Here is a 6,000-nt window from a genome sequence, read left to right as displayed (position 1 = left end):
ACCGGGTACTTTCTTGCGACGCTTGGAGTTCGGCTCGAAGACGCGGCGTCGTGCGGGCGCTGCCGTGAAGAATACTTCCCATAATGCATCCTCTTCCTGACGACTCAGGTTCAATGATGCACCATCACACTCAGGGACTACACACCTAGCGTGGTTTCGCCTCAACGGAGCTCGACTGATGCCAAATATGATTAACGATCACCTTTCGCTTCTGCCGACGTCAGCCGGCAGGGCGAGCGTGACACTGCGGCCGCGCCTTTTCCACTACACGACACTTCAAGGGTTTCTCGGTATTGTCAGTTCGAAAGTGATATGGGCGACAAACATCCACTATCTGAATGATTCAGAGGAAGTTCGTATATGGGCTGGGCTACCTGAAGGCGGAACCAGAAGCGTGCGAAGGCCGCATCGTCAAGACAGCAGGCCATATTGCTTCGGGTAGCCTCTCTCATCGATTTCTTCCAGCAGGGATATGTCTACACGGCGTCCTTTGCGGAGGACGACGATCTCCTGAGCCAATGGAGGGGCTATGGTGCGGGTGGAGGAGTATGCTTGGGATTTGTAGTCAGCGACCTGCAAAGGGTTGCCGAAAGGGCGGGCTTCCGCCTTGTCAAGTGTATCTATGAGCAAAGCCAGAAAACAGCGCTCGCCAAGGAGTTCATCGATCACTCGTTGGCGACGATCGATGCCACCACGCCCTTGGACGATGAACGGGTCGAAGAGTTCGCAAACCAGATTGTCACTCGTTACCAGCAGCTAGCCTGTGCCTTCAAGGATCCGTCCTTTCGTGAGGAGTGCGAATGGCGCATCATTCCGAAGTTCGTACCACGTGACCATCAGTCCGTGAGAGTCCGCGGGACGGCGACGATGCTGGTGCCGTATTTTGAAGTCGACCTTGATCTGGGCAACGATAGTGAGGGCCACACAAACCTCGGGTTTGACACGGTGATCGCGGGACCCAGCCTGCAGAAAGAGCGAATACTCCAGGCAGCTTCGCCCCCTACCGATCACTATAGCAGCGCTCTCTGGCAGGGGCCAAGAGCCTTCCTGCAATGGACGGACTGTTCGAGCGATACTAGCCCCGAAGCTCGTAAAGCTCGGTCTGCCCCGTTCGGCCCCTGACGCTGACAGTGCCGATAGGCAGGAAACTGAAATTCTCCGCAACTGCGTCGCGGACCGCGCTGCTGACGAGGATCGAGGTTCCATAGTCGCGGTTCAGGCCCTCCAGTCGCGAGGCGATGTTTACAGTGTCTCCGATCGCGGTGTATTGCCGGCGGGTTTCGGCGCCGACGCTGCCGACGACGGCCGGTCCGGTGTGCAGGCCGAAGCGGGTGACGAGTTCGGGGCGACCGGCGGCGCGATTGGAAGCATTCATCTCGTCGATCGCCGCTTTCATCGACAAGGCACAACGGCAGGCGTTTTCGATATGCCGCTCGTCATGAACCGGTGCGTTCCACATCGCCAAAACGGAGTCGCCGATATATTGCACTATGGTACCGCCGTGGCGCTCGACAATCATATTGAGGGTTTCGAAATAGGTGGAAAGCAGGGCGACGACCTCTTCGGGCGAGCGCCATTCGGAGATGGCGGTAAACTCTTTGATGTCGGTGAAGAGGACAGTGATCTCCTGCCTGGAGGCGGAGCCGATCGCTGATTGGCCTGTCATGACAATCCTGCGGACCAGTTCACGCGGCACGTAGAGCGAGAACATCCGGATGGTATCACGGGCGGAACCGAGCGCTTTGCCGAGCGCGTTCACCTCGGATATCCAGGAGCGCGAGACGCGGCTCTGTTTGAATTCCAGATTGCCCAGTTGCCTCGCCTCGTCGGCCAACGCATAGAGCGAGCGGCTGATCAACCGGGAGATGATGATCGCGGCGATCGCGCCCGCCGACAGGAAGGCGGCCGCGGCAGCCAGATTGCGCCTCAGGGTCCGCTCGACAGGACCGACCAGGTCGTCAAGCGGTGCTGCGATGACGACCGTGTAGTTTTTCAGCATGCCGGCTATTTCCGCACGAAAGCTTTGGGCCAGATACTCGCGGCCATTCACCAGAAAGCGGACGACATCGCCATCCGGCCGGCTGCGGTCCTGTGCCAGATTCGCGACGGCCGGGATGGCTGGGTCTGTCGCTGCCACGTCTGCAACAGACATCAGCCTCCCGCGACGCATCTGATCGCGCAGTTTCGTCATGATCGCGGGGTCGGAGTGAACGATCAGGCGGCCGGTGCTGTCGAATACGTAGCCATGCGCCTCTTCTGAGATCGTCCCGGTATCGACAACCTCTCCCAAGGTCACAAGCATCACATCGGCGCCGATAACGACCTGGTCCTTCCCGGCTACGGGCGTAGCGAACGTCAGGGTGAGGTAGTTGGTCGCAGCGGAAATATAGGGGCCGACCGATGTCGTCCGGCCCTCTGAGACCGCGGCCTTGTACCAGGGCCGGGACCGCGGGTCGAAGACATCGTCGCCGTCTGCGCGGCGAGCGAGAGGGCGAATGTCCTGGTCGAAGAACGTCCAGGTCGTCACTGGAATACCGATGACCTTCGTGATCGCACGAACGGCGAATGCGGCGTCGGCCGGAGCATTCAAGGCGTCGCGCCACGCCGGATTTGTCGCAAGGTTCGTGGCCTGAATGTACGTCCCGTCAGCAAAGCCGACATAGACCCCGTCTATGTGGAAGGACGACTTCAGTTCTCGCAGCAGCAGGGCCTGCTTCGCCAGCAGATCCTGGGGTGGCGGCGTGAGCATTTGCGGGACGGCGGCGGCCGTCTCGATCGCGGTGTATCCGCCGTTGAACACGTCGCGGTAGTTCTCGATGGTGCGCAAGCCGAGTTGACGCATTTGTGCTTCGCCAGCGGAGAGGGCGGTCACCTTGCCTTGGGTATATGCCATCCACACGAGCGGCAGCGCCGTGCAAGCCAGCAGCCCGACAATGATGACGCTGAGGTGCAATCGCAGGGGAAATGCCCAGTCCGATGCACTCCTGGTCCCTGTCGCGGGCGGTGGCGTAGCGCGGTCCACCATCCCTACCCCCCAAGAGCAATCGCAATGCCGACCAGCGCGAGGCCTAGGCACGTCATCGTTATGCCTGCGTTGAGCGGCTTTGCGTCCGAAAAATGCGCCCAGGCACAGCCTGTCAGGAAGAGCAGGGCAATCAGTAGAAAATTGCTGGTTCTCAGCGCAAGGTCCGCACTGCTGATCATGAAGAAGGGGATAACCGCAGGCAGCGATGTCGCCGATACCAGGAGAAAGACGATGACGGCGGCGAGAAAATCATCTCTCGACAGACGAGTGTTGGCAGGGCTTCCTCGCCGCGCGAGGCCGAGCATGGCTTGGTAGAGTGCCTCTTCATCCGCTGCCGCGGAAACTAGCGGTTCGCCGTCGATCGGAAATTCCTTCCGGAGCGCAGCAATGGCGTCCCGCTCGTTTTGAGCGGCCCTGACCTGCCGAAAGACGTGTCCGCGCCGGCTCTTGTAGAATACCACGCCCAAGACGAACAGCACGGCGTCGATGATGCCCCATGCCACGTTGCAGCCGATGGTCGCGACGATCAGCTCGCGGACGTCAAGGCCCCCTTCGGTGAAGATGACCCGTGAGCCGACGGTAAATGTCAGCGCCATAATCAGTCCGAAGAGGACTTCGCCGAGGGCATCACCCGGGTCGATTACATCGGCGATCTGTGGCCTGCCGGATGCCATGAAATGCCTGCTCCTTCGCGGCTGCTGAATTCCTCATATGGAACGATCCACGACTTCAACGAAGCAGCGCGGACGCAAAACTAATGATGAGGATCCCCGAGATCCGTCGCTGTCTTGTCTCCGTGGCAAGCGAGACATTGAGCGCTCTTTTCGAGTCCTACGACCTGGGGGTCGACGCCTTGGAGCGCTTCCTCGGCCAGCTCGACGGATGAGCGGCGCATCCTTGAATCTGAACGGCTTTGCTCGAACCTCGAGGCGGAGGTGGTGGTGTACTGCAATGAGCGATACGGCCAGGAGATGCGTTCGCAATATGCTTCAATCGCCTTCATCGCCACGGGCTCCGATGCCTTGAGAATACGTCCTGGCGAGTGCTGTGCGCTTCCATGCCGTCTTGGCGCACCGTGGCATCGCGTGCTCCGTTGGCGCGGAGGGCCAAGCGTCTCCCCGCTTACCCCGCAAAGCGCAGGACGTTCGCAAACCCTGTCGGCCGGTATCGCGCGCTTTCCGCTCCGAATTATTCGACGGGCGGCTCCCAGGTCAGGTAGAAGCCGACGTCGCCGGGGATGCCCCCCGGAAAATTGATGATCACCGCCTTCAGCCCATAGCCCTGGGGCTTGGCCGCCGTCTCGAAGAGATCGTAAAGTTCCCTTGCCTTGCCCTGGAGGGTATTCTGCCAGCCGGGCAGGTTGTTGTTGATGTGTCGACCGCCATCCGAGCAGAGGCTCGACGGGAAGCTGTAGACCATCGCTTCGTATTTTCCGTCCGCGGCGGCTTTCATCACCAGCCGTTTGATGACCGCCCGCTCTGTCTCGCCGATATGCTTCTGGAAAAAATCCTCGACGAACTCTGCATGTTTCGTCGCCTCGCGGGCCTTTATCTTGTCGTCGCGTTCCATCTCCGCAAGCTGAAGTTCAAGGGCACGCTTGCGCAGATCTTCGGCACTGGTCATCGACTGAGGGGTCGTCTCGTTTGCAGTCATCGCCATGTCCTCCGAGTTTTCCAAAGGATAAGATGAGTACGGGCGTCAAGGCAGTAAAATACACAGGGGATGAGGTAGTATACGGTATATTACGCCGTGGGCCACTGGCTGATCTTGTTCCCAGTGCATGTGCTCGGCAGACAGAGTTGAAACGGCCCCTGGGGGGAAGCCGCCAAGTGCGGCATGGACATTTGGTGATCGAAGGGGCGTCGACCGCATATTAATTAGTAATCTGTAATAAAATCCCGCAGTCGCCGTTCAGGAAATGTTGCTGGCGGTCCCTGGAACATTTAGCGCAGTCGCAGGTTGCTTCTGGAAATTAGGAGCGAAGCGATGCTAATTCTTGAAGAAGTTCTCCTCGTTTCTGCCGATCGGGTGGCCTGCTGTCGCGGTCAGCTCGAACTGGATCTCGACCAAATGATCCTGCAACTCGAACGGTCGGGCTTCTCCCGCAAGGAGATCCTGGTCGCCATGAGCGAAATGATCAGCGAAGAATTCTCGGCGCTTCCCGACATGCCGAAATTCCATTGACCGGCTATTACCTTGCACGTCCGATATGGTGAGGCTTCGCTCATTGCGCTATGACATCGCGATGAGCGAGACGTTTCTGATCACCGGCCCGGACAATCCCCCAGCCACCATCCTGCTTGCCCACGGTGCCGGCGCACCGATGGACTCGAAGTCCATGACGGCGGCTTCCGAAGCGCTTGTCGGTAAAGGCTTCCGGATCGCGCGCTTCGAGTTCGCCTACATGGCGGCGCGGCGGACGTCGGATGCAAGAAAACCGCCGCCGAAAGCCGAGACCCTCATCCCCGAATACATGGAGGCGGTAAAGGAGGTCGCGAGCAGCGGGCCGCTCATCATCGGCGGCAAATCCATGGGCGGACGAGTGGCCAGCATAATTGCCGACGAGCTATATGACCAAGGCGCGATCTGTGGATTGTTGTGCCTTGGCTATCCTTTTCATCCACCCGGCAAGCCGCAACAACTGCGCACCGCGCATCTGAGAAACCTGCGTTCGCCGACGCTTATCTGCCAGGGGACGCGCGACGAATTCGGTACGCGCGAGGAGGTCGAGACCTATCCGCTTTCCCCCGCAATATCATTGCGTTGGCTCGAGGATGGCGACCACGATCTCGCGCCGCGCAAGAAGATATCCGGCTTCTCCGTCGCCGATCATCTCGCCACGATGGCAGCGAGCGTCAAGGCTTGGGCAGACGAAAACTGCCTTCGCTAGGACCGGGTGCGAACGTCAATTCGACTTGACGCATGTAAATGCTTTATGCATGTTCGCCTGCAAGATGTGACGTGCATTTCTGCGA

General features: G+C 59.5%; 7 protein-coding genes. 4 read left to right on the top strand and 3 right to left on the bottom strand.

Annotated features, from left to right (window positions below; all coding sequences use genetic code 11):
* Positions 1 to 429 precede the first annotated feature (429 nt).
* Positions 430 to 1,122, top strand: coding sequence for a DUF2971 domain-containing protein (locus tag AC1DPR_RS25605; RefSeq protein ID WP_477817417.1), 693 nt, complete (start codon positions 430 to 432; stop codon positions 1,120 to 1,122).
* Here the strand turns inward: AC1DPR_RS25605 and AC1DPR_RS25600 are convergent.
* Both AC1DPR_RS25600 and AC1DPR_RS25595 read right to left on the bottom strand, forming a co-directional pair.
* Complete coding sequence (locus tag AC1DPR_RS25600) at positions 1,076 to 3,025, bottom strand: adenylate/guanylate cyclase domain-containing protein (RefSeq protein ID WP_477817416.1); 1,950 nt, start codon at positions 3,023 to 3,025, stop codon at positions 1,076 to 1,078. The genes AC1DPR_RS25605 and AC1DPR_RS25600 overlap by 47 nt on opposite strands.
* A 2-nt stretch (positions 3,026 to 3,027) precedes the next feature.
* The gene (locus AC1DPR_RS25595) at positions 3,028 to 3,699 is read right to left on the bottom strand and encodes a VIT1/CCC1 transporter family protein (RefSeq protein WP_113472053.1); all 672 of its coding nucleotides are present in this window, start codon (positions 3,697 to 3,699) and stop codon (positions 3,028 to 3,030) included.
* Positions 3,700 to 3,782: 83 nt separating this feature from the next.
* Between AC1DPR_RS25595 and AC1DPR_RS25590 the strand changes: the two genes are divergently transcribed.
* Positions 3,783 to 3,911: a hypothetical protein gene (locus tag AC1DPR_RS25590; protein ID WP_018856456.1), complete on the top strand. Its 129-nt coding sequence runs from the start codon at positions 3,783 to 3,785 to the stop codon at positions 3,909 to 3,911.
* Positions 3,912 to 4,213: 302 nt separating this feature from the next.
* Here AC1DPR_RS25590 and AC1DPR_RS25585 read toward each other — a convergent pair whose 3' ends face one another.
* Entirely contained in the window at positions 4,214 to 4,678 is a 465-nt protein-coding gene (locus tag AC1DPR_RS25585) for a hypothetical protein (RefSeq protein WP_026371699.1), read from the bottom strand.
* 333 nt (positions 4,679 to 5,011) lie between these two features.
* On the opposite strand from AC1DPR_RS25585, the gene AC1DPR_RS25580 reads away from it, so the two are divergent.
* The gene (locus tag AC1DPR_RS25580) at positions 5,012 to 5,209 is read left to right on the top strand and encodes a hypothetical protein (RefSeq protein ID WP_018856458.1); all 198 of its coding nucleotides are present in this window, start codon (positions 5,012 to 5,014) and stop codon (positions 5,207 to 5,209) included.
* A gap of 61 nt (positions 5,210 to 5,270) precedes the next feature.
* Complete coding sequence (locus AC1DPR_RS25575) at positions 5,271 to 5,915, top strand: alpha/beta hydrolase family protein (protein WP_025658831.1); 645 nt, start codon at positions 5,271 to 5,273, stop codon at positions 5,913 to 5,915.
* Positions 5,916 to 6,000 lie beyond the last annotated feature (85 nt).

This window comes from Rhizobium sp. 01T417 (assembly GCF_056398905.1).
The sequence above is the reverse complement of the archived record's forward strand: the minus strand, read 5'-3'. Positions and strand labels throughout refer to the sequence as shown.